Below are 26,806 nucleotides of genomic sequence, written 5' to 3'. Positions count from 1 at the left end.
CGACTCTGGGGGCAGGCGCACGGGCGGGCCACCTGCCTCCCTTGAGGGACACCCGCCGTTCATGTGCGATTCATCGACAGGGGGCATGGTCTGTCCGTGAACACCGCCGGCGACCCCGTCCCGCCTCCCCGCGTCCCGGCTGCGCTGCTGCGCTCGGGCGACGCCCCGCCGCCGCGCACGCTGGTGGACGTGTTCCACCAGAGCGTGGAGGACTTCCCCGACGCACCGGCCCTGGACAACGGGGCGCAGGTGCTCACCTACGCCGAGCTCGCCGACGCCGCCTACGCCCTCGCGGGCGAGCTGGCCGGCGCCGGGGTGGGCGGCGGGGACCGGGTCGGTGTGCGGATCGCCTCGGGAACCACCGACCTCTACGTCGCCATCATCGCGGTCCTGGTGGCCGGAGCGGCCTACGTCCCGGTCGACGCCGACGACCCCGACGAGCGGGCCCGCACGGTCTTCGCCGAGGCGGACGTCGCGGCGGTCATCGGCAACGACCTCGCGGTGGCCGTCCGCCGCCCCGTCGCGGTCGGGGCGTCCGCTGCGCCTCTCTCCCCCGTGCTCCCCTCCCCCGCCTCCTCGGACGCGGCGGACGGCCCTGCCCTGACCGACGACGCGTGGATCATCTTCACCTCCGGCTCGACCGGCACCCCCAAGGGCGTCGCCGTCTCCCACCGCTCGGCCGCCGCCTTCGTCGACGCCGAGGCCCATCTCTTCCTCCAGGACGCCCCGCTCGGCCCCGGGGACCGGGTGATGGCCGGGCTGTCGGTCGCCTTCGACGCGAGCTGCGAGGAGATGTGGCTGGCCTGGCGGCACGGCGGCTGCCTCGTCCCGGCTCCCCGGTCGCTGGTCCGCAGCGGCATGGACCTCGGGCCGTGGATGATCGCCAACGACATCACCGTCGTGTCCACCGTCCCCACCCTCGTCGCCCTGTGGCCGCCGGGCGCCCTGGACGCCGTGCGACTGGTGATCCTCGGCGGGGAAGCCTGCCCGCCCGAGATCGGCGCCCGCCTGGCCACCGCCGACCGCGAGCTGTGGAACACCTACGGCCCCACCGAGGCGACCGTGGTGGCGTGCGCGGCCCGGCTGACCGCCGAGCCCCCGGTGCGGATCGGGCTCCCGCTGGCCGGCTGGGACCTGGCCGTCGTCGACCCGTCCGGGGAACCGGTGCCCACCGGCAGCCCGGGCGAGCTGATCATCGGCGGCGTCGGGCTCGCCCGGTACCTCGACCCGGTCAAGGACGCGGAGAAGTACGCCCCGATGCCCACCCTGGGCTGGGACCGGGCCTACCGCAGCGGTGACATGGTCACCTTCGACGGCACCGGGCTGGTCTTCGCCGGGCGTGTGGACGACCAGGTCAAGATCGGCGGACGACGGGTCGAGCTCGGCGAGGTGGACAGCGCGCTGCTGGCACTGCCCGGGGTCGAGGGCGCCGCGGCCGCGATCCGCACGACCGGGTCCGGCAACACGATCCTCGTCGGGTACGTCACCACCACGCCCGAGTTCTCCGCGAGCACCGCGATGACGCAGCTGCGAGCCTCGATGCCCGCCGCCCTCGTGCCGCGCCTGGCCCAGGTGGACACGCTCCCCACCCGGACCTCGGGGAAGATCGACCGCGACGCCCTGCCGTGGCCGCTGCCGGCCGCGCGGTCCGCCCATGCCTCGTCCGACGCCCCGTCCGATGCCTCCTCGGGTGCCCGGTCGCGCGCCGGGTCTGCCCGCTCCGGCCGCACCCCGGCACAGGACGCTCCCGGCGCCCCGACCGCCACCCCCGCCAGCCCCACCGAGTCCTGGCTCCAGGAGCTCTGGCTGGAGATCCTGGGAGCCGTCGTCACCTCGGGCGAGGACGACTTCTTCGCCCTCGGCGGCGGCAGCCTCACCGCCGCCCAGCTCGTCTCCCGGCTGCGCGCCCGGTTCCCGGAGGTGACCGTGGCCGACGTCTACGAGCACCCCACCGCCGCCGCCCTCGCCGCGACCCTCGACGCCATGGCGGTCCCCACCGGTCGCCGCAACACCGAGGTCCGCCCGGTCCCCCGCCGCACCCAGGCGGGTCAGGTCGTCTTCTCCCTCGCCCTGCGCACGATCGGCGGGCTGCGCTGGCTCGTGTGGCTGGCAGCGGCCAGCACAGCCGTGGCGAGCCTGTGGGACGTGGCGTGGTTGCCGCGGGCTTCCTCGTGGGCGATCGCCGCCGGCTGGGCCGTGCTCGTCCTCCCGCACGGACGGATGGTGCTCGCGGCGCTGGGTGCCCGGGCGCTGCTTGCCGGCGTCGGGCCGGGTGAGTACCCGCGTGGCGGGCAGGTGCACCTGCGGCTCTGGCTCGCCGAGCGACTCGTCGACGAGCTGGGCGCGACCACCCTGTCCGGCGCGGCGTGGATGCCCTTCTACGCCCGCGCCCTCGGCGCGACCGTCGGACCGGACGTCGACCTGCACACCATCCCCCCGGTCACCGGGCTGCTGACCCTGGGGGCGGGCTGCTCGATCGAGCCCGAGGTCGACCTCGTCGCCCACTGGATCGACGGCGACGTGCTGCACATCGGCGCGGTCTGGGTGGGCGACGACGCCCGGGTGGGCGCTCGCAGCACCCTGGGCGCGGGGGCGCGGGTCGGCGCCCGCGCCGAGATCGCCCCCGGCTCAGCCGTCCTGGGCACCGTGCCCGACGACGAGTTCTGGTCCGGTGCCCCCGCTCAGCGGGCCGGCGCGGCACGCGGGCCCTGGCGCACCGCCCGTCCGCCCCGCCGCCCGCGCTGGCTGTGGGCCTACGCGGCCATGTCAGCCCTGATCGCCGCGCTGCCGGTGGTCGCGGTGGTCGGCGCCGGCGCCCTCGTCGTCGACCAGGTGGTCGACGCCGGCAGCCGCGCGAGCCAGGGCGGCGCGACCAGCGCCGGGTCGGTGGGCGCCGCTGCCGCGCGGGCGCTCCTGCTGCTGCCGCTGGGCACGGTCGTCGCCGTCGTCGTCCTCGCGGTGAGCATCTGGGCTCTGGTGCGGGCGCTGTCCGTGGGGCTGACCAGCGGCATCCACCCCGTCCAGGGGCTGCGCGCCTGGCAGGCCTGGTCCATCCTGCGGGTCCTGGACGAGGCGCGGACGTGGCTGTTCCCGCTGTACTCCAGCTCCTTGACCCCGGCCTGGCTGCGAGCGCTCGGCGCGCAGGTCGGGCGAGACACCGAGGCGTCGACCGTGCTCCTCATCCCGTGCCTGACCTCGGTCAACGACGGTGCCTTCCTGGCGGACGACACGATGCTGGGCATGTACGAGCTCGGCAACGGCTGGCTGCGGATCGAGACCGTGAAGATCGGCAAGCACGCCTTCGTGGGCAACTCCGGGATGACCGCCGCCGGCCGCAAGGTCCCCAAGGGCGGCCTGGTCGCGGTGCTCTCAGCCGCGCCGCGGCGCACCAAGGCGAAGTCGGGGACCTCGTGGCTGGGCAGCCCGCCCACCCGGCTGCGCCGCGTCGTGGCACAGCCCGACCAGTCGCGCACCTACGCCCCACCGACCCGGCTGCGGGTCGCCCGTGCGCTCATCGAGGTGTGCCGGCTGGTCCCCGTCATGGTCCATGCCGCCACCTGCCTGGGCGTGGTCACCGTCCTGCTGCTCGTCGCCGGGTCCGGGCAGGAGTGGGCGGGCTGGCCGGGCGCGGCCCTCGTCTGCGGGGCGCTGCTGCTCGTGGTCGGCGCGCTCGCCGCCGCGGTGACCACCGCCGCCAAGTGGGCGCTGGTGGGCCGGGTGCGGCTCACCGACCACCCGCTGTGGAGCTCCTTCGTGTGGCGCAACGAGCTGGCCGACACCTTCGTCGAGGTGCTCGCCGCGCCCTTCTTCGCCCGGATCGCCGTGGGCACCCCGGTGCTCAACGTCTGGCTGCGCTCGGTGGGTGCGCGGATCGGGCGGGGGGTGTGGTGCGAGACGTACTGGCTGCCGGAGGCGGACCTCGTCGAGCTGCGCGACGGCGCGACCGTCAACCAGGGCTGCGTGGTCCAGACCCACCTCTTCCACGACCGCACGCTGAGCCTGGACACGGTGGTGCTGCGCGAGGGCGCGACCCTCGGGCCGAACAGCGTCATCCTGCCCGCGGCCTCCCTCGGGCGGCACGCTACTGTGGGTCCGGTGTCGTTGGTCATGAGAGGCGAGTCGGTGCCTGACAAGACCCGGTGGATCGGGAACCCGATCGGCCCCTGGGTCGAGGACGAGGCTGCTGGCGCGCGCCCGGCCCCCACGGAGGGCCGCGCATGAGCGGGCTGCTGAGCCATGACCCGGGAGCCGACCCCTACGTGCCCGGGCACGGTGACCTGAGCGTCGACGTGCTGTCCTACGACCTGTCCCTGGACTACACGGTCGAGACGAACGCCCTGGCCGGCACGGCGACCCTGCGCCTGGTCGCCCGCGTCCCGCTGAGCAGGTTCACGCTCGACCTCTACGGTCTGCGGGTCACCCGGCTGACCGTCGACGGTGCGCCCGCGGCCAAGTACTCCCAGCGTCCTGGCCGGCTCGTGGTCAAGACCCGCACCCCGCTGGCTGCCGGCCAGGAGCTCACCGCGCAGATCACCTACGGCGGTTCCCCGCGCCCCGTGCCCGGCCTGGACGGCGAGGCCGGCTGGGAAGAGCTGGCCGACGGCGTGATCGTCGCCTCCCAGCCGCACGGCGCTCCGTCCTGGTTCCCGTGCAACGACCGACCCTCGAGCAAGGCGACGTACCGCGTGAGCGTGACCACGTCCTCGCAGTACCGCGTCGTGGCCAACGGTCTGCTCACCGGCTCGCGGCGCCGGGCGAGCACCACGACGTGGACCTATGAGCAGACCGAGCCGATGGCCACCTACCTGGCCACCGTGCAGATCGGACGGTACGTCGAGCGCGTCGCCGAGCCCGCGCCGTCGGGCGGCGGGGTGCGCATGCGACTGGTCTTCCCGCCCGAGCTCACCGCCCAGGCCGCGGCCACCTTCGCCCGCCAGGGCGAGATGCTCGACGCCTTCACGCGGTTGTTCGGGCCCTACCCCTTCCCCGAGTACGCGGTCGTGGTGACCGAGGATGCCCTGGAGATCCCGCTCGAGGCCCAGGGCCTGTCCATCTTCGGTGCGAACTTCCTCGCACCCGGCTGGCAGACCCAGCGGCTGGTCGCCCACGAGCTGTCCCACCAGTGGTTCGGCAACTCCCTGACCGTGGCGCACTGGCGCGACATCTGGCTGCACGAGGGCTTCGCCTGCTACGCGGAGTGGCTGTGGTCCCAGGAGTCTGGCGGCCCGGCCGCCGCCCGTCATGCCGCCGAGCAGTGGGCGCGTCTGGCAGCGCTCCCCCAGGACCTGCTCCTGAGCGACCCCGGACCGGCCGAGATGTTCGACGACCGGGTCTACAAGCGCGGCGCCCTCACCCTGCACGCGCTGCGCGTGACGATCGGGGACGAGGCGTTCTTCCGGCTGCTGCGCGAGTGGGTGGCACGCTTCGCCTACCGGTCGGTGACGACCGAGGACTTCGTCTCCCTCGCCGAGGAGGTCACGGGGGCGAGCCTGCGCGAGCTGTTCACCGCGTGGCTGGACGTCCGAGCGCTGCCTGCCCTGCCTGGGGCTGGGGAGACAGGCGAGTCAGACGGGGCAGCTGGGACGGCGGGCACGACGACGCCCTCTGTCCCCCCGGCCACACTCTGACCTGTGGTTCACCAGCGGCCAGGACCGTCACGGCCAGGACGTGACCGGGCGGCCCGACGACGTCGCGCATCCATACCCCCACGCCCGGCGGGCGGGCGCTCTCCCAGGCGAGCAGACGCGGGGCCTGCGCCGGCTCGGTGAGCCGGACCAGGCGCAGGTCGACGGCCAACCCGTCGCCGGTGGCCTTGACCAGGGACTCCTTGCGCACCCACGTGAGAGTCTGCTCCGCCGGCCCCGTCGACCCTTCGAGGGGGTGGAGACCCACGTCCGCGAAGTCGGTGAAGGCCGCGGCCCCGGACCGCTCGCAGTCGACCCCCACCGGCCCCGCGTCGGTCACCGCGACGCACACGAGACCAGCGGCTCGGCTCAGGCTCACGTGCGGGCCGGGGTTCCCCGCGACCGTGACGAGCGGGCGTCCGTGCGCCCGGCTGGCGCACCCCGGGCACAGCCGCGTCACCGTCACCTCCCCGGCGTCGACGGCGCAGGTATCGGCCACGACGCCGCGCAGCAGGTCTACAGCGTCGGGCAGGCGGTCCTGCGTGTCCGCGAGCGCCCAGGCGACCACCAGGTGCGGGCCGTCGCCCAGGTCGGGTGCAGTCATCCGCGCCGTCGTCGTGCGCGCCGTCGTCATCTGCGCCGCCGTCGTCATCTGCCCAGTGTCGCAGAGCGCGTGCCGCCCGTGGAGCCTGGTCCTAGGCTCAGGAGCATGTGCGGCAGATACGCGAACGACGTCAAGATCGACGCCCTCATGCGAACCTTCGACGCGAGCCCCGGGACGGCCTACGACTGGGCGGGGGCCTTCTCCATCGCCCCGAGCACCCACGCCCCGATCGTGCGCGAGTGGCACCACGAGGATGCCACCACGCGCGAGGTCGACTACGCCCGCTGGGGACTGCGCCCGAGCTGGGCGAAGGACTCCGGCCCCCGGCCGATCAACGCCCGGCTGGAGACCGCCGCGACCAACGGGATGTTCCGCACCGCCTTCACCGGTCACCGCTGCGTCGTGCCGATGGTGGGGTACTACGAGTGGGAGGACACCCCCACCGGCAAGCAACCCCACTACATCCACGGCACCGGCATCCTCGCCGCCGCAGGCCTGTACGCCCCCCGCAAGGACGACCGCACCGGGGAGTGGGCGCTGACCTACACGATCATCACCCGCGAGGCCCGCGACGCCTCCGGGGAGGTCCACGACAGGATGCCCACCTTCCTCCTGCCTGACCTGTGGGACGGCTGGCTCGACCCCGAGCCCCTCGACGATCCGCTCGAGATGACCGCCCGCCTGGCCGAGTCGTCGGACGCCGTCGCCCAGAGCCTGACCTCCTACCGCGTCAGCCGCCAGGTCAACAGCACCCAGAAGGCCGACCCCACCGACCCGGACCTCATCGCCCCGATCGACTGACCGCGATAACGGCCCCTGCGACGGCCGCGGGAAGGGCTACCGCGACGCACCGACCTCGTCGGGCACGTCCGGCTCGGGCACGTCCTCCCTGCGCCCGAGGGCGCTGGGCCACCACATGTGACGGCCGACGTCGAGGGTGAGGGCCGTCACCAGGACCGACCGCACGACGATCGTGTCCAGCAGCACCCCGAAGGCCACCGCGAAGCCGATCTCGGCGAAGGCCACCAGCGGCAGGGTCCCCAGCACCGCGAAGGTCCCGGCCAGGACCAGCCCGGCGGAGGTGATGACCGCCCCCGTCGCGGCGAGCCCGATGAGCGCCCCGCGCCGGGTGCCGTAGCGCAGCGACTCCTCCCGCACGCGTGTCATGAGGAAGATGTTGTAGTCGATGCCCAGGGCCACGAGGAAGACGAAGACGAAGAGCAGCAGCGACGGGTCAGCCCCCGCGAAGCCGAAGACGTGCCGGAAGACCAGGGCACTGACCCCCATCGCGGCGGCGAAGGACAGCACCACGGTCGCCACGAGGATCAGCGGAGCGGTGATCGCGCGCAGCAGCACGCACAGGATGAGGAAGACGGTGAGCAGGATGATCGGGATGATGAGGCGGTTGTCGTCCGCCGAGGCGCGTTTGACGTCGAGCAGGAGCGCCGTGCCGCCGCCGACCAGCGCATCGGCGTCCGGCACGGCATGGACGGCCTCCCGGGTGCGGTCGATCGTGTCGAAGGCCTCCTGGCTGTCCGGCTCGAAGGTCAAGGTGCCTTCCATGTAGGCGTAGCTGCCCACCACGACCGGCTCGGTGACAGAGCTCTCCTCGATGCCCTCGACGCCGGCGAAGGCCTCGCGGACCGCAACGCCCTCTTCCGCGTCGGAGACCACCACGACCGGGGACCCGGCCCCGGCCGGGAAGTGCTCGGCGAGCACCTGCTCCCCGGTGATCGAGGGCTGGTCACCGCGGAAGGACTCCGCGCTGGTCAGGCCGTTCGCGTCGAGCTGGACGATGCCGATGCTCAGCACCGCCAGGATGAGTGAGGTGACCACCCAGGTGCGGCGCGGAGCGCGGGCGATCCGCTTGCCCACCCGCGCCCAGAAGCCCCGCTCGCTGGGCTGCGGGTCGCCCAGGCGGGGCACCCGCGGCCAGAAGACCCAGCGCCCGCAGGCGACCAGCAGCGCCGGCAGCAGCGTGAGGTTGATCAGCACCGCCACCACGATCCCGATCGCAGCCACCGGTCCCAGCCCGCTGGTCGAGCGCATCTGGGCGAAGAGCAGGCAGAGCATGCCGATCGCCACCGTCGCCCCGCTCGCGGTGATCGCCGGGGCCGCACGGTGCAGCGCCAAGGACATGGCCTCGTGCCGACTCTCGTGGCGGCGCAGCTCCTCCCGGTACCGGGCGACGAGCAGCAGGGCATAGTCCGTCCCGGCACCGAAGACGAGCACGGTGAGGATGCCTGCGCTCTGGGCGTTGACGGTGAGCGTGGTCGCGTCGACGATGAGGTAGATGACCGCCTGGGACACGGTCAGGGCGATGCCCGCGGTGATGAGCGGGAGCAGCCACAGCACGGGGCTGCGGTAGGTGAGCAGCAAGATGACCACGACCACCGCGGCCGCGGCGTAGAGCAGGGTCGACTCGATCCCCTCGAAGGCCTTGGAGGAGTCGGCGGCCTGCCCGGCCGGGCCGGTGACGTACACCTCCATCCCCTCGGCGCCCTCCTCGGCCGTGGCGCGCAGGTCGGCGACGGCGTCGGCGGCCAGGTTCCACCCTTCGGAGCCGAGGTCGAGCGGGACGATGACCTGGGCGGCCTGGCCGTCCTGGGACGGGATAGGGCCAGCCACCTCGCCGTCGAGGGTGTCCAGCGCGCTGAAGGTCGCGACGTCGGCCGCGACCTCGGCCAGGTCCTGCGGGGTGAGCCCGGACTCGCGCACGTAGACGATGACGGCCGGGATGGTGTTCGGCGAGGTGAAGCTGCTCGCGATCTCCAGGACCTGGGTGGACTCGGCGTTGGCCGGCAGCCAGGACTTCGCGTCGTTCTCCTGGGCCCCGGTGAGCTGTCCCGCCAGCGGGCTCATCACCGCAGCGACGATCACCCAGAACGCGATGACGACCCAGGTGGCGAAGGGGCGGGTGATCCAGCCGGCGATGCGCGACATGACGACTCCTCGGTGGAGCTGCGGCGGGCTTCGGGGGCTGCGGTCCGCGTCGGGCACGACCCTCTTTTTTGAGAATCCGCGCACTCTCCGGGGCTGTCAACCGGTGGGCTCCGCTCCGTGAGACCGGACCCCGCGCACCCTGGTGAACAGGGCCTCTCGACCTGCTGAACGGAGGATGAAACTCTCACGCTGGCCGCGTCTTCTCCGCCTGTTAACGTGCGCCAGCCGCGCCCGCCCGGGCGCGGGTGCCGCGACCGCTCCAGGAGTCTCGTCCCATGTCACTCGTCCCCCCAGCGACCCCCACGGTCGCGCGCCCCACCCCGGCACCGGCCCGCCGCGCCGGCCTGCGTGCCACCTCCCTCGTCCTCACGCTGGCTCTCGCGGGGTCGCTGGCCGCCTGCTCCGACGCCGGCAACGCCGCGGCTCCGGCGCCACCGGCCACCGTCCCTTCCGCCCCCGCGGCCACGGACCCGACGGGCTCCGCCGCCGTCGGCTCTCTCGCCCTGGGCACCAAGGCCCCGTACGCACCCTTTGCGGAGGCCAGCTCCTACCAGGCCGTGCCGGAGGGCTTCACCCCGGTCCTGGTGGAGCACGTCGGCCGGCACGGCTCACGCCTGCTCTCGAGCAAGAAGTACGACGACCTCCTGGCCCAGCTGTGGGACATCGCCGACGAGGCAGACGGGCTCACCGCCCTGGGCCGCGAGCTCGGTCCGGACATCGACGCGATCACCGCGGTCCACGAGCAGATCGGCTACGGCTCGCTGAGCGGGCGAGGGGCCACCGAGCACGTGGAGATCGCCCAGCGCACCCATGCGCGCCTGCAGCCGCTCTTCGCCGCGGCCGCCCAGACGGGGCAGCCGGTCACGATCACCACCTCGGGTGTGGACCGCGCGGTCGAGAGCGGGCAGAGCTTCGTCGACGGGCTCCTGGCCGCGCAGCCGGACCTGGCCGCGGTGGTCGCGGACACCGTCGTGGACGCCGACCTCCTCTACTTCCACGACACCGACGCCGCCTACCTCGCCTACGAGGACGGTGACGAACGCCTCGAGGAGGCCTTGGACGCGATCGAGGAGGACGACGAGATCTCCGCCGTCGCGGCGCACGTCGTGGCGGCGCTGTTCACGCCGGAGTTCGTGGACCGGATCGAGGCCGGGGAGATCGACCTCGTGGACCGCGGCAAGGGCGAGACGCACCTGGAGTCGGTGACCGACGTCGCCGCCTACCTCTATGAGCTCTACGTCATCGCGCCGGGGATGTCCGCCGAGCTCGACGTGGACCTGTCCCCCTACCTCTCGGCCGCCGACGCCACGGTCCTGGCCTCGCTCTCCGACGCCGAGGACTTCTACGAGAAGGGTCCGGGCTTCGCCGGGGAGGACGTCACCTACCGGATGGCCGACGTGCTGCTGGACTCCTTCCTCACCGCGGTCGAGGGAGTGCGCACCGGCGCGACGACGCAGGCGGCCGACTTCCGCTTCGCCCACGCCGAGGAGATCATCCCCTTCGCCGCGCTGCTCGAGCTGCCCGGGAGCACTGAGCAGGTGGCTGAGGGCACTCGTTTCGACTACACCACCAACCCGTGGCGCGGGGCCGAGGTGGCACCGATGTCCGCGAACATCCAGTGGGACGTGTTCCGCGACGACGCCGGCGAGGTCCTGGTGCGGATGCTCTACAACGAGCGGGAGACGGCCTTCGCCTTCGACTGCACCCCGGTGGCTGAGGGCAGCTTCTTCTACACCGACACCGAGCTCACCCGCTGCCTGGCCGGCGCCCGGAACGGCTGACCGGGGCGATCAGGTGGTCGAGCGCCGCGGCCTCGACCACCTGGGTCACCTCGTCGAGCAGCGGGGAGGCCAGGGACCACCGCTGCCAGTACAGCAGGACGTCGACGGGAGCATGTGGGGCCAGCTCCACCAGCTCGCCGGAGGCGATGCGGGCGAGGCACTGCTGCTCGGGCAGCAGCCCCCAGCCCAGCCCGGCGACCACGGCCCGCTCGAACCCGTCCGACGTCGGCACGTAGGTCCGCGGGGACCGGAGGTCCGCGGCACCGACGTCGCGCAGGAAGCGGTCCTGGAGGTCGTCCTTGCGGTCGAAGATGATCACCGGCGTCTCGGCGAGCCGGCTGAGGTCCGCGGCCGATCGGGCGGCCGCGCCCGGCGCGAGGCCGGCGCGGTCGAGCAGCGCGGGGCGGCACACCGCCCGGTAGCGCATGATGCCCAGGGCCCGCGAGGTGCAGCCCTGGACGGCGTCACGGGTCCCGGTCACCGCCGCCATGACCGTCCCCGAGCGCAGCAGCGCGGCACTGTGGTCCTGGTCCTCGCGGCGGATGTCGAAGACCACCTCGAGGCGGGCGGGCACCGCAGCGAGGGCGTCGATGAACCAGGTCGCCAGGCTGTCGGCGTTGACGGCGATGGCCATGGACGTCCGTCCCCGGTCGGTGGCCTGCAGGCCGAGCTCAGTCTCGGTGTCCCGGCCGAGCAGCAGGACCTGGCGGGCGTAGCGCAGCACCACGTCACCGGCCGGGGTGGTGAGCACGGGGGTGGTGCGCTGCACGAGAGTCTTGCCGGCCTGCTGCTCCATGGCGCGCACCCGTTGGGAGACGGCGGAGGGTGTCACGTGCAGCCGGCGGGCGGCGGCGTCGAAGGACCCTTCGTCGACGAGGGCCGCCAGGGTCTGCAGGTGGTCGAGCTGGAAACTCGTCATAAGAGGTCCTTAAGAGGATGCAGAAACATTCACTGTACTGCAGCCGGTCCCACACCTACCGTGAGGACGTGACCTTCTCCACCACCCTTCTTCCCGCTCTCACCGGGCTTGCCACCGGCCTCGCCCTCATCGTCGCGATCGGCAGCCAGAACGCCTTCGTGCTACGCCTGGGCATCAGCGGTCGCCGACGCACGGTGCTGCCCGTCGTCCTCGTCTGCGCCCTGTCCGACGCGGTGCTCATCACCGCCGGGGCGGTCGGCGTCGGCGCCGTGGTGGAGTCCGCCCCGGCCGCCCTCGTCGTGGTCCGGGTGCTGGGGGCGCTCTTCCTGCTCACCTACGGCGTGCTCGCCGCGCGGTCAGCCCTGCGCCCGTCCGCCATGACCCCCGACGACGGAGCGTCAGTCCCGATCGGGGTCGCGGTGACCACCGCGCTCGCCCTCACCTGGCTCAACCCGCACGTCTACCTCGACACCGTGGTGTTCCTCGGGTCGGTCGCCAACCAGCAGGGCGCGGACGAGCGGTGGTGGTGGGTCGGCGGGGCGATCGCTGCGAGCGTCGTGTGGTTCTTCGCCCTCGGCTTCGGCGCGCGGCTGCTGCGTCCGGTCTTCGCCCGGCCGCGCTCCTGGCAGGTCCTCGACGCCCTCATCGCGGTGGTCATGGTGACCTTGGGGATCCGGATGGCTCTGGGTGCATGACGGGGGCGTGACGGGAACGCGACGGGCACGACGGGGGTATGACCGCCCTTCGCACAATTGCGTTCCGAATGTCGGACTCTGCGGCTACGCTCGTCCACGGCCGTCACCGCACCTCAGAAAGCTGTCCCGTGAAGCTCCTGCACCTCTCCCTCCGCTACGTCCGCCCCTACCGGGGATGGGTCGTCGCGGTCCTGGTCCTCCAGCTGATCTCGACGATGGCTGCCCTGTACCTGCCCAGCCTCAACGCCCGCATCATCGACCAGGGCGTCGCCGTCGGAGACACGGACTTCATCTGGGCCACCGGCTGGCGCATGATCGCCGTCTGCCTCATCCAGGTCACCGCGGCGATCGGCGCCATCTACTTCGGTGCGCGCACCGCGATGGCGGTGGGCCGGGACATGCGCCGCGAGGTGTACCGCACGATCGACGCCCTCGGCACCCTCGACGTGAGCCGCTTCGGCACGGCCACCCTCATCACCCGCAACACCAACGACGTCCAGCAGGTCCAGATGGTCGTGCTGCTGACCCTGAACTTCATGGTCTCCACCCCCATCATGTGCATCGGCGGCATCATCATGGCGCTGCGCGAGGACCCGGGACTGTCCTGGCTCCTGTGGGTCTCGGTCCCGCTGCTGCTCGTGGTCGTCTCGGTCCTGGTGGTCCGGCTGCTGCCGCTCTTCCGCGAGATGCAGGACCGCATCGACGCGATCAACGGCGTGCTCCGCGAGCAGATCACCGGCATCCGCGTCATCCGTGCCTTCGTCCGTGAGCCGCTCGAGGCCGAGCGCTACACCGACGCCAACCTCGCCATCACCCGCGTCTCGGTGCGGGTGGGCAACCTCTTCGTCCTCATGTTCCCGCTGATCATGATGGTGCTGCACCTGGCCACCGCCGCGGTGCTGTGGTTCGGCGGTCACCGCGTGGACGACGGCCAGATCCAGGTCGGGGCGCTCACCGCCTTCCTGCAGTACCTGTTGCAGATCCTCGTAGCCGTCATGATGGGCGTCTTCATGGTCATGGCCGTGCCCCGTGCCGTCGTCTCGGCCGAGCGCATCGAGGAGGTCCTCGACACCGTCCCGTCCATGCGCGCCCCCGCCGAGGGCGACGCCGCCACCCCCACCTCGGGCGAGGTCGAGTTCCGCGACGTGACCTTCGGCTATCCCGGCGCGGAGCTGCCGGTGCTGTCCGGGGTGAGCTTCGTCGCCGAACGCGGACGCACGACGGCCATCGTCGGGTCGACCGGGTCGGGCAAGACGACGCTGCTCGGGCTCGTCCCCCGCCTGTTCGAGCCGCAGTCCGGCACCGTGTCCATCGGTGGCGTGCCGGTCGCCGAGCTGGGCCGCCACCAGCTCGCCGGCATCGTCGGCCTGGTCCCCCAGAAGCCGTACCTGTTCTCCGGAACGGTGACCTCCAACCTCCGCTTCGGTCGCCCCGACGCGACCGAGGAGGAGATGTGGGAGGCGCTGCGGGTCGCCCAGGCCGAGGACTTCGTCCGAGCCAAGCCGGACGGCCTCGAGGAGAAGATCGCCCAGGGCGGGACGAACGTCTCCGGCGGGCAGCGTCAGCGCCTGTGCATCGCCCGCGCGCTGGCCGCACGCCCCCTCGTCTACCTCTTCGACGACTCCTTCTCCGCCCTGGACGTCACGACCGACGCGAGGCTGCGCGCCGCGCTGGCCGACGCGACCGGTGACGCCACCGTCATCATCGTCGCCCAGCGCATCTCCACGATCCGCTCCGCCGACCGCATCATCGTGCTCGACGGCGGGACCGTCGCCGGGTCCGGGACGCACGAGGAGCTGCTCGAGACGAGCGAGACCTACCGCGAGATCGTCGAGTCTCAGCTGAGCGTGGAAGGGGTGGCCTGATGGCCCGCACGACCAAGGACACCGCCGAGGTGGAGGCCACGGACGCCTCCGCGAGCGCTGACGCCACGGCGACGGAGGAGACCGACTACCAGCCCACCGAGGCTGACGGCGGCATGTTCGGGGACGGACCGCCCCCGCGCAAGGCCCAGCACTTCTGGCCCTCGGCCAAGCGCCTCGTCGGGCTGCTGCGCCCCGAGCGCGCCCTCATGTCCGTCGTCATCGTCCTGGTGATGATCTCCGTCGTCTTCACCGTCATCGCCCCGCGCGTCCTGGGCAGGGCGATGGACGTCATCTTCACCGGTGCGCTCGGCATGTCCCTGCCCGCCGGCGTCCCGCTCGAGACGATCGTGGCGCAGGCCCGCGCCGACGGCAACGACACGTGGGCGGACATGCTGATCGCCGCGGACGTGGTCCCCGGCCAGGGCATCGACTTCCTTCGGCTGCGAGACCTCATCCTCGCGGTCCTGGCGCTCTACATCGTCGCGTCCTTCCTCATGTGGGCGCAGGGCTACCTGCTCAACAAGCTCGTCATGCGCGTGATCTTCGGGCTCCGTGAGGACATCGAGCGCAAGATCAACCGGCTCCCGCTGCGCTACTTCGACACCCACCAGCGCGGTGACCTCATGTCCCGCGTGACCAACGACGTCGACAACATCCAGAGCGCGCTGCAGCAGGCCTTCTCCCAGCTCGTGCAGTCCGTCATGACGGTGCTGGGCATCACGGTCATGATGTTCTTGGTCTCCTGGCAGCTCGCCCTCATCGCTCTCGTCGCGCTGCCGCTGTCCGGCATCATCGCCGGCGTGATCGGCGTCCGGTCGCAGAAGCTCTTCGCCGCCCAGTGGAAGCACACCGGCTCACTCAACGGCCACGTCGAGGAGTCGCTGTCCGGGCTCGAGCTGGTGCGGGCCTACGGCCGCGACGAGGAGATGCTCGCCGAGTTCGACGAGCGCAACGACAAGCTGTACTCGGCAGCCTTCGGCGCCCAGTTCGTCTCCGGCATGATCATGCCGGCGATGACCTTCGTGTCCTACCTGTCCTACGTCCTCGTCGCCGTCGCCGGCGGCCTACGGGTGGCCTCGGGCCAGATGACCCTCGGTGACGCGACCGCCTTCATCCAGTACTCGCGCGAGTTCACCCAGCCCATCTCGGAGATCGCCTCGATCGCCAACATGCTCCAGTCCGGCATCGCCTCGGCCGAGCGGACCTTCGAGCTGCTCGACGCCGAGGAGGAAGAGCCCGAGGTCGCCGTCTCCGGTCTGCCGACCCGCCGCGACGGGCACGTCGAGCTGGACGGCGTGACGTTCAGCTACACCCCGGACGAGCCGCTCATCGAGGGTCTGTCGCTGGCCGCGCAGCCCGGGCACACCATCGCGATCGTGGGGCACACCGGGGCGGGCAAGACCACCCTGGTCAACCTCATCATGCGGTTCTACGAGCTCGACGGCGGCCGCATCCTCGTCGACGGCGTGGACATCCGTGACCTGACCCGGCGCGACCTGCGCTCCCAGGTCGGGATGGTGCTCCAAGACTCCTGGCTGTTCGCCGGGACGATCCGGGAGAACATCCGCTACGGCCGTCTCGACGCCACCGACGACGAGGTGGTCGAGGCCGCCAAGGCCACGATGGTCGACCGCTTCGTCCGCCAGCTCCCGGACGGCTACGACACGGTCGTGGACGCGGAGGGCGGGTCGCTCTCGGCCGGAGAACGCCAGCTCATCACGATCGCGCGGGCGTTCATCGCCCAGCCGTCGCTGCTCATCCTGGACGAGGCGACCAGCTCGGTCGACACCCGCACCGAGCTGCTCGTCCAGCACGCGATGGCCGCGCTGCGTTCGGACCGCACGTCCTTCGTCATCGCGCACCGCCTCTCGACCATCCGTGACGCGCACACCATCCTCGTCATGGAGGCCGGTCGCATCGTCGAGCAGGGGTCCCACAAGGAGCTGCTTGAGCGCCGCGGCGCCTACCACGCCCTCTACCTCAGCCAGTTCCAGGGCGGTCAGTCCGACGAGGTGGACGCCTAGACCAGGGCTGCGCTCCGGCGACGGAGCGTGGTCACCGCCCACGCGTAGTGGCTCGACGTGGCCGAGACGAGATACGACCCGAGCGACGTGCTGCCCGTCCAGGGGTAGTGCTGCTTGTCGAAGAGCTCGGCGTCGGTGTGCGAGGCGATGATCCACCGCAGCCGCGCGTGCGTCTGAGCGAGGCCCTCCCGGACCTCCAGCTCGGTCGTGTCCTGATAGCGCGCCCAGATCGCCGCGTTGAGCACCGGCAGCGTCTGCCAGGTGTACCCGGGAGCCGGCATGACGGGCCTGCGCCCGGCCATGCCGTCGTCGTACCAGGTGAGCATCATCCGCTGCCACTCACGCAGGTGCGCCACGACGTCTCGCACGCAGCGGTCACGACTGTCGGGGTCCTCCCACCGTGCGCCGTCGGGAATCTTGGCTGCGCTGTCCCACACCGCCTGCAGACCGTCGTCGCTCGCACGGAGCAGCTCGTCCTTGGTCGTCGGTCGCACCATGGTCCACCTCCACTTTCGACACTAACCACGGGCGGTTCGCAGCGGGCGGGACCTAGGGCCCGAGGTCTCGCGGGAGCCGGACCCTACGATCCGAAGGATGCTGGATGGTGGGCGGGCGCGAGCCGCAGCCGCGCCACGATGACCTGGGCACCGACCAGGTCGCGAGACCGGTGTCATGACCGGGCTCTCACCCGGCGGCCTCGCACCGAAGGGAAGTCCCACCGTGCAGCTCCCTCCTCAGGACCTCGGATCACTCTCCGTCCCAGAGCTGCGCGCCCAGCTCCTCGCCGGCTCGGGCCTGCCCGGCCCTCGTGCCAACCTCGCCCTGGTCGACCGCTGCGCCGCCGAGGTGGACCTCGTCACCCTCACCGACCTGTCCGAGGACGCGGACGAGTACCTGGCCATGTGCGGCACCGCGGGTGTGGGACGCGCGACGGCGAGCACCGCCGTCGGCTCCGACGACCTCGCCGCACTGCTGGACATCCTCACCGAGCGCGCACGGGACGATCGGTGGCGGGTCCGCGAGGCCGTCGCCCGCGGCCTGCAGCTCGCCGCCGACGTCGTCCAGCAGGCAGGCGCACCGGGCACGATCGCGGTCGCTGACCCGTCCTCACCGGTCGCCGCCGTCATCAGCACGTGGGCGGCCTCCGACGACCCGCTGCTCACCCGGGCGGTCCTGGCCACGGTCTGCGAGCCACGGCTGCTCCGCGCTCCCGAGGCGGCCGCCGTCGCCCTCGACGCGTGCGGCCGCGCCACCAGGCTGTTCGTCGCCGCCGACGCGGCGACCCGCCGCACTGCCCCCTGGGCGTCGCTGCGCAAGACCCTCGAGTACGCCTGGAGCGTCGCCGTGGCCGCCGACCCCGGAGCGGGCCTGCCGGTCTTCCGGGCGCTGGAGGACGATCCGTCGCCCGTCGTGCGGTCCCTTGCCCAGAAGAATCTCACCCGCGCGCGCCTCGCCACGATCCTCGGCTGACCTGGAGCCAGCGACCAGTCGGCCAACGGTTCCTCGACTGCACATGCCTGATCTGAGCGGATGACCTAGGGTCGAAGAGCGCCCTGATACGGCGCGAAGGACCACTCCGAGCGACGCCGGCCGCACCTCGTCGACGGCGCCCGATCCCGCAGGGCTGCGCGCGCCGAGAGGATCATCCATGTACTACAGCAGTGGGAACTACGAAGCCTTCGCCCGTCCCCGCAAGCCGGAGGGCGTCGAGCACAAGTCCGCCTGGTTCGTCGGATCGGGGCTCGCGTCATTGTCTGGCGCGGCCTTCCTCATCCGGGACGGGCAGATGCCGGGCCACAAGATCACCATCCTCGAGCGCCTCAAGCTCCCGGGCGGCGCGCTGGACGGCATCAAGGTTCCCAAGAAGGGCTTTGTGATCCGCGGCGGGCGTGAGCTGGAAGACCACATGGAGTGCCTGTGGGACCTGTTCCGGACCGTCCCCTCCCTCGAGATCGACGGCGCCTCGGTGCTCGACGAGTTCTACTGGCTGAACAAGGACGACCCCAACTTCTCCCTGCAGCGGGTGACCGAGAACCGCGGCGAGGACGCGCACACCGACGGTCTCTTCGCCCTCAACGAGAAGGCGCAGAAGGACATCGTCCGGCTGTTCCTGGCCACCCGGGAAGAGGTCGAGGGCAAGCGGATCACCGACGTCTTCGGCAAGGACTTCCTGGCGAGCAACTTCTGGCTGTACTGGCGCACCATGTTCGCCTTCGAGGAGTGGCACAGCGCCCTGGAGATGAAGCTCTACCTGCACCGGTTCATCCACCACGTGGCCGGCCTGCCCGACCTCTCAGCGCTGAAGTTCACCAAGTACAACCAGTACGAGTCGCTCGTCCTCCCCCTCTACCGCTGGCTGCTCGACCAGGGAGTCAACTGCCTGTTCAGCACGGAGGTCACCGACGTCGACTTCGACCTGTCCGCCGACCGCAAGCTCGCCACCCGGATCCACTGGGTCCAGGACGGCCTGATCGGCGGCGCGGACCTCACCGAGCACGACCTCCTGTTCACGACGATCGGGTCCCTCACCGAGAACTCCGACGAAGGCAACCACCACACCGCCGCGAAGCTGGACACCGGCCCGGCACCGGCCTGGGACCTGTGGCGCAACATCGCCGAGCGCGACCCGTCCTTCGGCAAGCCCGACGTCTTCGGCTCGCACATCCCCGAGAGCAAGTGGGAGTCGGCGACGGTCACCACCCTGGACGCGCGCATCCCGGAGTACATCAAGAAGATCGCCAAGCGAGACCCGTTCAGCGGCAAGGTGGTCACCGGCGGCATCGTCACCGTGCGCGACTCCAGCTGGCTCATGAGCTGGACCGTCAACAGGCAGCCCCACTTCAAGCAGCAGCCCGCCGACCAGATCGTGGTGTGGATCTACGGCCTGTTCGTCGACGTCGACGGCGACTTCGTCAAGAAGCCGATGCAAGACTGCACGGGCGAGGAGATCACCCAGGAGTGGCTCTACCACCTGGGTGTCCCCGTCGAGGACATCCCCGAGCTGGCCGCGCACGGCGCCAAGGGCGTGCCGGTGATGATGCCGTACGTGACGGCGTTCTTCATGCCCCGCAAGGCCGGGGACCGACCCGACGTCGTCCCGAAGGGTGCGGTGAACTTCGCGTTCATCGGCCAGTTCGCCGAGACGACCCGGGACACCATCTTCACGACCGAGTACTCCGTCCGCACCGGGATGGAGGCCGCCTACCAGCTGCTCGGCATCGAACGCGGGGTCCCTGAAGTGTTCGCCTCCACCTACGACGTGCGCAAGCTCCTGCACGCCATGAGCAGCCTGCGCGACGGCCAGGAGCTCAAGATGCCCCGGCCGAGCTTCCTGCGCAGCCGGCTCACCAAGCGGCTCGACTCGACCGAGATCGGCGAGCTGCTCCGCGAGTACGACCTCCTGCCTCCGGAGGAGTAGCCCTCAGCCGAGCAGCGCGTCCATCTCCTCGACCTCGGCGGTCTGCACGTCGATCATCACCTGGGCGAGGTCGCGGAGCTCGCCGAATCCCCCGTTGGCCACCTGGTCCTCGGTCATCGCGATCGCACCCACGTGGTGGGCGCGCATCTCCTCGAGGAACCGGCGCTCGACGTCGGCTCCGGTGAGGTCGGCGAGCGCCGTGATCTGCTCGGGCAGGAGCATGCCGTTGGCGACGTGCACCGAGTGCACCTCGAGCAGGTCGAGCTGGTCCCAGTCGGTCGCCCAGGTGACCATCGTGTTGATCTCCGCCTGCTGGCCGGTGGCGATGCGCAGGGCGAGATCGCGGGTCTCCTCGCTGACGCCGTCGGCCGCCAGCACGATGTCGCTCATCTCGACGGCCTGCTGGTGGTGGGGCGTCATCATCGCGAGGAAGTGCAGGTCGACGTCGTTGACCTCGGCGGGCTGCCCAGCGGCGTCGTCGGCCGGTGTGGAGCCGCTCACCGCAGTGGCGCCGCCGCTGCCGGTGGCCGCACCGGGCGTCGTCGCGCAGGCGGAGAGCGAGAGCGCGAGGGCGAGGGCGAGGGCGAGGACGGTGGTCAGGGTGCGGGTTCTCGTCGTCTTCACAGCGGGAACATAGGTCACCGACCTGGGAGTTCGCTCGACGCGACGACGAGTGCCGGTACCGTGGGGGCGCACACCGAGCCGAGCCTGAAGGAGCGTCACCCCATGGCCGAGCCGGCCCCCGCCCCGCGTCGGCGCACCCTCACGGGCCGCACCCTGCAGGAGAGCGACCTGTACCTGCCGGTCAAGGCGTTCCTGGAGACCCTCGGCTACGAGGTCAAGGGCGAGGTCAAGGATTGCGACGTGACCGCGGTGCGCGACGACGAGCTGATCGTCGTCGAGCTCAAGACCGGCTTCACGATCGAGCTGCTGTTCCAGGCGTCGCGCCGCCAGCTCGTGGCCGACGGCGTGTACGTCGCCGTCCCGCTGCCCAAGGGCGGGTACCGAGCACCACGCCACGACGACATCGTCCGACTGTGCCGGCGGTTGGAGATCGGGCTGCTCTTCGTCGGGTTCACCGAGGCCGGCGCCGCGCAGGTCGACGCCGCGGTCCACCCTGCCCCGGCGCGGGCCGTGCGCACCAACACCCGCAAGCGCCTGGCGGTGCTCACCGAGCACACCGGACGCACCGGCAGCCGCAACGCCGGCGGCGTCGTTCGGCGTCGTATCCTCACCGTCTACAAGGAGCGCAGCCTGGCGATCGTGGCGATCCTCGCTGCGCACGGGGAGCTCACCACGACGCAGATCCGCGCCCTCGGCGGGCCCGAGAACACCTCGGCGATCCTGGGTCGTAACTACTACGCGTGGTTCGCCAAGGGGTCACCGCGCCACCACGAGGCGACACCGGCCGGGCTCGCTGCCCTCGCCGAGCACGCAGACCTCTTCACCGGGGCCGACGGCGGCTCCACCGGCCCCGCCCGCTAGAGTGGACAGCGCAATGGACAACAAACTGAACCCGCACCCCGACATCCCCATCGATCTGCCGACGGGCGAGCGCATCGCGATCGCCGTCGAGCACTATGGCGAGGAGGCCGTGGCACGCAAGGCCATCACCCTCCTGCGCGGCGAGAACGCCGGCAAGGACTTCCTCCTGTACGCCGGTGGCCGCCACGGCCTGGGCATCCTCGAGGGCGCACCCGCGCTGTACTGGCCCGAGCTCTGGGGCGCCCGCACGCTCCTGCACGTGTGGGACGAGGCCGCCGCGCCTGACGTCGTCACCGGGCTGAAGAACCGCGCCTGGCGCGTGCGCGAGATGTGCGCCCGCGTGGTCCTCGAGCGTGACATCCCCGCCGCCGCCGAGCTCGTGCGTCTGGCCTCGGACGAGAACCCGCGCGTGCGCGCAGCGGCTCTGCGCGCGCTGGCCGCCCAGGGCACGGCCGAGCACCAGTCCGTCATCGCCCAGCACTTCAGCGACCGTGACAAGTCCGTGCGTCCCGTCGCCCAGCAGGCCCGCGACACCCTCGCCGCACGGCTCAAGGCCGCGTCGGCGTAGATCGCCGCTGCCTGGGCTGCGGCCCACCCCAGGGCGTGGTCGGTCTCCGACCACGCCCTGGTGCGTCTGTGGCCCCAGCCACCCGCTCACGCCCGTCGGCGTCCCGCGCCTACCCGCAGGGCGACGGGGACGACGGCCAGCACCGCGATGACCGCGACTGCTGCGGCCAGTCCCCCGTAGGTGGTCCAGTCCACCGACGGGACCACGGTCCCCAGCAGCCCGTAGCTCACCCCGACCAGCGCCGGGACCACCGCGAGCGTCCCGATCGCCCACGCGGCCGCCACCACGAAGGCCGACTCCACGGCCACCATGGCTGTCAGCTGGCGTCCGGTGGCACCGGTGCGCCGCAGCAGGGAGAACTCGCCGCCGCGCTGGGCGCTGAGCATGGCCAGGGTGTTCGCCGCCGCGAGGGCGATGAAGGCGAGCAGAGCGAGCAGGAGCACGGTGGACAGGCTCTGACCGTCAGCTGCCGTGGTCATCATCTCCTCGATGTAGCCGTCGACCGACTGCGTCTGCAGGCCCATCGCGTCCAGGCTCGCCCGGACGTCGTCGGCCGCACCCGGCTCGGACCGGACGTAGAGGGCGTCGGTTGCGACGGGTGCGCCGTGCGCTGCCGCCGTGGACTCCCCGACGAGGAAGTCGCCGAACCCCAGCCCGCGGTCGTAGACCGCGACGATGGTCGTGGTCACCTCGGTGCCGTCGGCGTACCTCACCTCCATGGTGTCGCCGACGCCCTTGCCTGTCATGAACGTCGCGTCGACGCCGACGGCGATGGTGTCCACGCCGTCCACGTCAGCCAGCGACCCGGACCGGACCTGCGGGTCGATCACGTCGCTGGCGCCGGTGGACAGGACCCCCAGCGCCCCGGCCTCCCAGGACAGCCCGTCGAAGGCGGAGAGGTCCTCGTCGTCGGCCTCGATCTTGATGTGGACGGCGGTCTGCGCGGTGCTCGTCGCGGCGTCCATGCCGGGCAGTGCCTGGATCTCGTCGAGCTGCCCTGCGCTCAGGCTGGAGGCGTCGACCACCAGGTCCGCGCGCACCCCGTCCTCGAGCTGGACGCCCGCCGCCTGCACGGCGGTCTTGTCCACCCCCGACTGGACCGTGCCCAGCGCCAGCAGCAGCGCGAGCGGCACGATCGCCGTCGTCAGCCGGCGGGAGAAGCCTCGGGCGTTGACCATGGCGAGGTGCCCGCTCGCCGAGCATGTCAGCCGGGAGGCGTGCACCGCGCGCTCGGCGGCCACGGCGACGAGCGCAGGACCGGCGAGGGCAGCCGCGGAGATGAGCAGCAGCGCGGAGGTCGCACCGGCGGCGCCACCGAGCATGCCCGGGATGACGAAGGGGACCAGCGCGACGGCGAGGCCTGCCACTGCCAGGCAGCCGGCGGTGATCCGGCGTCCCCGACCCAGGACCGACGGCTCGGCGTCGCTGACGCGCACCGCCGCCGTCGGGCTCGTGCGGACGGCCTCGCGGCCCGCCAACCGCGCAGCCAGCAGGCCGGTGGGGACGAGCAGCAGCAGGGTCGCGATCACGGGCAGGGGTGAGAGCGTGAGGTCGTAGCCTGCGGGGACGATGCCGCTGGAGACGAGCATCGGTGTCAGCAGCCGCGCTGCAGCCAAGCCCGGCACGGCGCCGAGCAGACCGCCGACGGCGAAGATCAGCAGCACCTCGCCAGTGACCATGCTGCGCACCTGCGCGCCGGTGGCACCCACGGCACGCAGCAGCGCGAACTCGCGGCGGCGCTGACGCAACGCGGCGGCGATGGTCGAGGCGACCATGAGCACCACCACGAGCACCGTCGTCCCCGCGAAGGAGGCCGCGACCGCGGTGAGCGTCGCGCTGCTGGACGGATCGAGCCCGGAGCCGCGGATCCCGGACTCCATGAGGACGCCGGTGGCGCTGAGCAGCGCCGAGGCGAGCAGGACGATGACGAGGCTGCCCAGCATGCTGGCGCGGTGGGCGCGGGCGGAGGACCGGGTGAAGGACCACATCGTCGTCACCGCCCCGCCGTGAGGAGGACAGCGGCGATCTGCTCGACGGTCGGGGCCTGGAGGTGCCCGGACACGCGGCCGTCGTCGAGGAAGAGCACCTGGTCGGCCACCGCGGCGACGCGGGCGTCGTGGGTGACGAGCACGAGGGTCTGGCCCAGGCTCTGGGCGGCGCTGCGCAGCAGGTCGAGGATCTGGTCCCCGGTGCGAGAGTCCAGCGCGCCGGTCGGCTCGTCGGCGAAGACCACCGCAGGGCGGGTGATGAGCGCTCGGGCGATCGCGACCCGCTGGGCCTGACCGCCGGAGAGCTGGCCGGGTCGCCGGTCCTCCATCCCCGCCAGCCCGACGGCGTGCATGAGGTGGTCCTGCCACGCGGGGTCGGGACGGCGGCCGTCGAGCATGAGCGGCAGCTGCACGTTCTCCGCGACGGTCAGGTGCCCCACGAGGTTGTAGGCCTGGAAGACGAAGCCGACGTGCCGGCGCCGGAACTGCGTGAGCGCGTCTGCGGACAGCACCGTGAGGTCCTGGTCGCCGATGACGACCTGCCCGCTGGTCGGGGTGTCCAGCCCGGCGGCGCAGTTGAGGAAGGTGGACTTGCCGGAGCCGGAGGCTCCCATCACCGCGGTGAACGATCCGGGCTGCAGGGCTACCGACACCGAGCGCAGCGCCTCGGTCTCACCGAGGCCGTTGGGGTAGGTCTTGCGGACCTGGACGAGGCGGACCGCCGTCCGGGTACCGGGCGGGGCGAGGGACGGGGCTGGGACCGTAGCTGACATGACGGGCTCCTTCGAGGTCGGGCGACGGTGGTGCACCGTCGTTCCTCACGCTAGGGAGCGGGCAGGTCCTCCTTCGAGCCGCCTAGGACGGAAGATCCCGGCTTGCATCCTTCGATGCAAGGGGGCCGCCAGCATCGTCAGGGACGGTGACGATCCGGTTCTGGTAGGCCCACACGACCGCCTGCAGGCGCGACCTCACCCCGATCTTCGGCATCATCCGGGCCAGGTGGGACTTGACAGTGGAGACCTCCACGACCAGCTCCTGGGCGATCTCCTCGTTCGACATCCCCTGCGCCAGGAGCAGGAGGATGTCGGTCTCGCGGGCGGTGAGCAGCTCCGTGGCGCGGTGCGCGCTGACCGGTTGGGTGCGGCGCCGCTCGACGAACTCGCGCAGCACCCGGCGGGTGAGCGACTGGTCCAGGGCCGCCTCGCCTGCGGCGATCGAGCGCACGGCGTCGGCCATCTCTGCCGGGTCGGCGTCTTTGAGGAGGAAGCCCGACGCGCCGGCCTCCAGCGCCCCGAAGACGTAGTCGTCGAGGTCGAAGGTGGTGAGCACGAGCACCGGGATCGGATCGGGGACGTCGGGGCCGCACAGGTCGCGGGTGGCCGAGATGCCGTCCCGTCCGGGCATCCGGATGTCCAGGCAGGCCACGTCCGGGCGCAGCTCACGGGCGAGGCGGACGGCCTCGTCACCGTCTGCGGCGACCCCCACCACCTCGATGTCCGCCTCGGCCCCGAGCAGCGAGGAGAGCCCCGCCCGCACGAGCGCCTGGTCGTCGGCGATGATGATGCGGATCATCCGTGCTCCTGCCGTCCTGTGGTGTCCCGGTCCAGGCGCAGGGTCACGTCCCACCCGCCGTCGATGCTGGGACCGTACCGCAGGTCCGCCCCGGTGAGCTCGGCCCGCTCACGCATGCCGACCAGCCCGAACCCGCTCCCGGGACGCGCCGGAGGGACGGTCACCGCAGCCTCGTTGCGGACGGTGACGACCACGGTCGCCCGGTCGCGGTCGTCGATGGTCACCCGGCACGGCGCACCGGGTGCGTGCTGGACGGCGTTCGCCAGCGCCTCCTGGACCAGGCGGTACGCGCTGAGGTGGGCGAGCGGACCCAGTCCGGCGCCGAGCGGGGCGTCGTCGCCGCCTGACAGGACCACGAGCTCGACCGGGGCGCCCAGCCGAGCGGCCTGCTCGGTGAGCCCGGCGATCCCGTCGAGGGACTCGACCGAGAGCTCCCCGGCGTCGCTCTCGCGCAGCATCCCGACAAGGCGTCGGAGGTCGCGCAGCACCGCGGTGCTCTGGCTGCGTACCTGCCGCACCCCCTCCCGGGCGGCGTCCGGGTCGGAGTCGATCTGGCGCTCGATGGCTGCGGCCATCACTGCCATGCCGGAGAGGTGGTGGGCGGCGATGTCGTGCAGCTCGCGGGCCATCGCCGTGCGCTCCTGCGCTCGCGCCTCGCGGACGAGAGCGTCCTGCTCGCGGGCGAGGGCGCTCAGCTCGCGCTCGGTCGCCTCCCGGACCAGGCGGCGGGAGGAGACGAGCGCCGCGACCAGAGCAGGCGCGCCGACGACGAACACGGCCTGGGCGAGCGCCCCGCCGACCAGCACCAGGGCACCCAGGTCCCCGTCGCGGACACCGGTGACCATGGTCGCGGCGAAGGTCAGCGCACCAGCGCAGATGGCCGGCCCGCGCACGCCACCGGCGGGCCGTTCGACGACGGCGACGTAGCTGGCCACCATGACAGCCAGGGACGTCAGGCCGACCAGTCCGCCCGCTCCCGCCAATGCGGCGATCAGCGAGACCGCGGCGAGGAGCGGCAGCACCACCCTGGGCGCGCTCCGCGCCCACACGAGCGCGGCGGCCTGGCCGGTCACCGCGAGGACCGTCACCCACCACGACGAGGTGCCCACGCCGACGACGTCGTCGGACAGCTCGGGGTCGATGCCCGCAGCCAGCGACACGCTGAGCAGCGCGCCGACCGCGACGGCCCAGCAGGCCACCGCCCGCACGACGTCACGACGCTGCGGCCGAGGCAGGGACGAAGATCTCATGTGCCGACTCTAGGCGGGGCAGGGGAATCGTCCAGTGTGGGCGCACCGCTGGAGGGTGAGAGATCGTTGG

19 protein-coding genes and 1 pseudogene are annotated in these 26,806 nt (G+C 72.1%); 11 read left to right on the top strand and 9 right to left on the bottom strand.

The genetic code is table 11. The features are described from left to right. Positions 1–96 precede the first annotated feature (96 nt). Both SS2_RS05785 and SS2_RS05780 read left to right on the top strand, forming a co-directional pair. Positions 97–4,221 carry a Pls/PosA family non-ribosomal peptide synthetase gene (locus SS2_RS05785; protein WP_217995568.1) on the top strand — a complete coding sequence of 1,375 codons (4,125 nt, stop codon included), beginning with the start codon at positions 97–99 and terminating at the stop codon, positions 4,219–4,221. Then, on the top strand, positions 4,218–5,627 hold the full coding sequence (locus tag SS2_RS05780) for a M1 family metallopeptidase (RefSeq protein WP_169796261.1): 1,410 nt from the start codon (positions 4,218–4,220) through the stop codon (positions 5,625–5,627). Before SS2_RS05785 ends, SS2_RS05780 begins: the two co-directional genes overlap by 4 nt. Positions 5,628–5,748: 121 nt before the next feature. On the opposite strand, the pseudogene SS2_RS17880 reads toward SS2_RS05780, so the two are convergent. After that, positions 5,749–6,228: pseudogene (locus SS2_RS17880) on the bottom strand (4'-phosphopantetheinyl transferase family protein); the annotation flags it as partial. A 105-nt stretch (positions 6,229–6,333) separates the two neighbouring features. Between SS2_RS17880 and SS2_RS05770 the strand changes: the two are divergent. Next, entirely contained in the window at positions 6,334–7,029 is a 696-nt protein-coding gene (locus tag SS2_RS05770) for an SOS response-associated peptidase (RefSeq protein ID WP_066461977.1), read from the top strand. A 36-nt stretch (positions 7,030–7,065) separates the two neighbouring features. Here the strand turns inward: SS2_RS05770 and SS2_RS05765 are convergent, their stop codons facing one another. Continuing rightward, positions 7,066–9,171: an MMPL family transporter gene (locus SS2_RS05765; RefSeq protein ID WP_066461976.1), complete on the bottom strand. Its 2,106-nt coding sequence runs from the start codon at positions 9,169–9,171 to the stop codon at positions 7,066–7,068. A gap of 275 nt (positions 9,172–9,446) precedes the next feature. Here SS2_RS05765 and SS2_RS05760 point away from each other — a divergent pair, with 275 nt between their 5' ends. Continuing rightward, positions 9,447–10,952, top strand: a complete 1,506-nt coding sequence (locus SS2_RS05760; protein WP_066461974.1) for a histidine-type phosphatase — start codon at positions 9,447–9,449, stop codon at positions 10,950–10,952. On the opposite strand, the gene SS2_RS05755 is transcribed toward SS2_RS05760, so the two are convergent. Then, positions 10,918–11,871: a LysR family transcriptional regulator ArgP gene (locus SS2_RS05755; RefSeq protein WP_066461972.1), complete on the bottom strand. Its 954-nt coding sequence runs from the start codon at positions 11,869–11,871 to the stop codon at positions 10,918–10,920. The genes SS2_RS05760 and SS2_RS05755 overlap by 35 nt on opposite strands. A 68-nt stretch (positions 11,872–11,939) precedes the next feature. Between SS2_RS05755 and SS2_RS05750 the strand changes: the two genes are divergently transcribed. The 3 genes from SS2_RS05750 (at position 11,940) to SS2_RS05740 (ending at position 16,455) form a co-directional block, all read left to right on the top strand. Continuing rightward, positions 11,940–12,566, top strand: a complete 627-nt coding sequence (locus SS2_RS05750; RefSeq protein ID WP_066461971.1) for a LysE/ArgO family amino acid transporter — start codon at positions 11,940–11,942, stop codon at positions 12,564–12,566. Between the two features lie 128 nt (positions 12,567–12,694). Continuing rightward, positions 12,695–14,431 carry an ABC transporter ATP-binding protein gene (locus SS2_RS05745; protein ID WP_066461970.1) on the top strand — a complete coding sequence of 579 codons (1,737 nt, stop codon included), beginning with the start codon at positions 12,695–12,697 and terminating at the stop codon, positions 14,429–14,431. Then, positions 14,431–16,455 carry an ABC transporter ATP-binding protein gene (locus SS2_RS05740; protein WP_066461969.1) on the top strand — a complete coding sequence of 675 codons (2,025 nt, stop codon included), beginning with the start codon at positions 14,431–14,433 and terminating at the stop codon, positions 16,453–16,455. The genes SS2_RS05745 and SS2_RS05740 overlap by 1 nt, the downstream gene beginning before the upstream one ends. On the opposite strand, the gene SS2_RS05735 is transcribed toward SS2_RS05740, so the two are convergent. Next, positions 16,452–16,952, bottom strand: a complete 501-nt coding sequence (locus SS2_RS05735; RefSeq protein ID WP_066461966.1) for a ClbS/DfsB family four-helix bundle protein — start codon at positions 16,950–16,952, stop codon at positions 16,452–16,454. The genes SS2_RS05740 and SS2_RS05735 overlap by 4 nt on opposite strands. 175 nt (positions 16,953–17,127) lie before the next feature. On the opposite strand from SS2_RS05735, the gene SS2_RS05730 reads away from it, so the two are divergent. Continuing rightward, positions 17,128–17,925 (top strand): hypothetical protein, encoded by a 798-nt coding sequence (locus tag SS2_RS05730; RefSeq protein WP_066461965.1) that lies wholly within the window; start codon positions 17,128–17,130, stop codon positions 17,923–17,925. Positions 17,926–18,103: 178 nt separating this feature from the next. Next, positions 18,104–19,873 carry an oleate hydratase gene (locus tag SS2_RS05725; protein ID WP_066461964.1) on the top strand — a complete coding sequence of 590 codons (1,770 nt, stop codon included), beginning with the start codon at positions 18,104–18,106 and terminating at the stop codon, positions 19,871–19,873. Between the two features lie 3 nt (positions 19,874–19,876). On the opposite strand, the gene SS2_RS05720 is transcribed toward SS2_RS05725, so the two are convergent. Further along, positions 19,877–20,497, bottom strand: coding sequence for a DUF305 domain-containing protein (locus SS2_RS05720; RefSeq protein ID WP_066461963.1), 621 nt, complete (start codon positions 20,495–20,497; stop codon positions 19,877–19,879). 102 nt (positions 20,498–20,599) lie between these two features. On the opposite strand from SS2_RS05720, the gene SS2_RS05715 reads away from it, so the two are divergent. Together SS2_RS05715 and SS2_RS05710 are read left to right on the top strand one after the other, a co-directional pair. Beyond that, the gene (locus SS2_RS05715; RefSeq protein WP_066461960.1) at positions 20,600–21,358 is read left to right on the top strand and encodes a DUF2161 family putative PD-(D/E)XK-type phosphodiesterase; all 759 of its coding nucleotides are present in this window, start codon (positions 20,600–20,602) and stop codon (positions 21,356–21,358) included. A gap of 13 nt (positions 21,359–21,371) precedes the next feature. Further along, entirely contained in the window at positions 21,372–21,926 is a 555-nt protein-coding gene (locus SS2_RS05710; RefSeq protein ID WP_066461958.1) for a HEAT repeat domain-containing protein, read from the top strand. Positions 21,927–22,012: 86 nt separating this feature from the next. On the opposite strand, the gene SS2_RS05705 is transcribed toward SS2_RS05710, so the two are convergent. The 4 genes from SS2_RS05705 to SS2_RS05690 all read right to left on the bottom strand — a co-directional run bounded on the left by SS2_RS05705 (position 22,013) and on the right by SS2_RS05690 (position 26,736). Further along, positions 22,013–23,914, bottom strand: a complete 1,902-nt coding sequence (locus SS2_RS05705) for an FtsX-like permease family protein (protein ID WP_245643405.1) — start codon at positions 23,912–23,914, stop codon at positions 22,013–22,015. Positions 23,915–23,919: 5 nt separating this feature from the next. Then, positions 23,920–24,687, bottom strand: a complete 768-nt coding sequence (locus SS2_RS05700; RefSeq protein WP_066461956.1) for an ABC transporter ATP-binding protein — start codon at positions 24,685–24,687, stop codon at positions 23,920–23,922. Between the two features lie 82 nt (positions 24,688–24,769). Continuing rightward, positions 24,770–25,486: a response regulator gene (locus SS2_RS05695; RefSeq protein ID WP_066461955.1), complete on the bottom strand. Its 717-nt coding sequence runs from the start codon at positions 25,484–25,486 to the stop codon at positions 24,770–24,772. After that, complete coding sequence (locus tag SS2_RS05690) at positions 25,483–26,736, bottom strand: histidine kinase (RefSeq protein WP_083941815.1); 1,254 nt, start codon at positions 26,734–26,736, stop codon at positions 25,483–25,485. Before SS2_RS05690 ends, SS2_RS05695 begins: the two co-directional genes overlap by 4 nt. Positions 26,737–26,806: the final 70 nt, after the last annotated feature.

It is taken from the genome of Sanguibacter suarezii NBRC 16159, assembly GCF_001552735.1.
Lineage (GTDB): Bacteria > Actinomycetota > Actinomycetes > Actinomycetales > Cellulomonadaceae > Sanguibacter > Sanguibacter suarezii.
This window is presented reverse-complemented; position numbering and strand designations above follow the sequence as displayed.